General features: G+C 35.2%; 1 protein-coding gene. It reads left to right on the forward strand.

The features are described 5' to 3' along the window. Positions 1–112 precede the first annotated feature (112 nt). Complete coding sequence (locus B0A65_RS22885; protein ID WP_074660308.1) at positions 113–934, forward strand: AraC family transcriptional regulator; 822 nt, start codon at positions 113–115, stop codon at positions 932–934. The last annotated feature ends 303 nt before the right edge of the window (positions 935–1237 follow it).

A 1237-nucleotide genomic window follows, 5' to 3' on the forward strand; every position in this document is an offset into this window, starting at 1 on the left:
ACAACAATATGTGTTGATCCGTTTTAATTAAGCTTTGCGAACTTTCCGTTTTCAGCCTTGCGTACCTTGCGGTTAAATTTCTTTCTTATCTTTATAATAAGAAATCTCTTCAATGGAACGATCAACATTCAAAATAGACAAATACTACCTCACAAAAGTAGATGCTGATAAAAAAAGCATTTACTGTCACCATGATTTGATGGGAGAGTTGTTGGTTCCGACGCACAAACACAATAAAGCACAAATGCTTTATGCAGAAGGCGATGTGGTTTTTGTAACTACCGAAACTAAAACCTATTTTTTGCCGGCAAGACATTTTATATGGATCCCGGCTGACGTAGAACACAGCATTCAGCCAAAGTCGGAAAATGTGATGATGCGAAATCTATATTTTCCAGTTGAGAAGGATGAAGACGTTTTTTACAAAAGTGAAGGGATTTATCCGGTCAATAATTTACTGCTTCAAATGATGCTTTTCACGAATCAATGGAACGGCGATTTGAAGAAAGGCTCTCCGAATTTTGTCATTGCAAAAGCAATTAAAGCCATTTTACCTCAAATTTGCCTGACCAATTTACCTTTAGAATTACCTTTGCCAAAAGATGCGCGCCTGGGTAAAATTTTGCGTTATGTCGAAAATAATTTGGGAGAAACAATTTTGTTTTCTGAAGTTGCTCATGAATTTGGTTACAGCGAACGCTCTTTGTATCGCTTGTTTCAAAAAGATCTCAAAATGTCTTTTATTCAATATTATACTATTAGAAGAATTTTAAAAGCAATTGAATTGCTGTTGGACAGAAAACTTTCGGTCAAAGAAGTCGCGCTGGAAGTAGGTTATAGTAGTGTGCCGACATTCAGTAATACCTTCTTCAAAATCCTCGGACAACGACCTTCTGACTACCTGAATGGAGAGGATGTTTTGAAAAGCAGATAAGAATTATTTCCCTCGCAGATATTCTAAAAATTATTTCACGCAGATTTGGCAGATTTAATTTAAAAATATCTGATTAAGCTATTCAAAATCTGCGTAAAAATTTACCCCAGAAATAACAAATCTGCGTACATCTGCCTAAATCCTTTTTAAATCTGCGTGAAACCTTATAAGCAGATCCATTATTTCACGCAGATTTGGCAGATTTTAGCAGATCAGCACAGATTTAATTTAAAAATATCTGATTAAGCTATTCAAAATCTGCGTAAAAATTTACCCCAGAAATAACAAATCTGCGTACATCTG

Origin of the sequence: Flavobacterium frigidimaris (assembly GCF_002217275.1) — a bacterium.
Taxonomy (GTDB): domain Bacteria; phylum Bacteroidota; class Bacteroidia; order Flavobacteriales; family Flavobacteriaceae; genus Flavobacterium; species Flavobacterium aquidurense.